Source organism: Vibrio sp. HI00D65 (assembly GCF_001635455.1).
GTDB lineage: Bacteria > Pseudomonadota > Gammaproteobacteria > Enterobacterales > Vibrionaceae > Vibrio.
In genome coordinates, this window is record NZ_LWEH01000105.1 from 1 (window position 1) to 219 (window position 219).

The 219-nt window shown below is 45.2% G+C and carries 1 pseudogene; it reads left to right on the forward strand.

Annotation, left to right across the window (positions count from 1 at the left end):
- Positions 1 to 219, forward strand: a pseudogene (locus A3712_RS10020) (aspartate aminotransferase family protein); the annotation flags it as partial.

Here is a 219-nt window from a genome sequence, read left to right on the forward strand (position 1 = left end):
TGTCGGTGATGTACGTGGTAAAGGTCTCTTCGTCGGCCTCGAGATTGTAACAGACAAAGAAACCAAGCAACCTGTTGATGAGAGTATAAGTGCTGCCATTGCGGCTAACTGCCTAAAACAAGGCGTTATTATTGGCAGAACGAATCGCTCATTCCAGACACTCAATAACACCTTGTGTTTAAGTCCTGCGCTTATTACTCAGCAATACGAGATCGACCT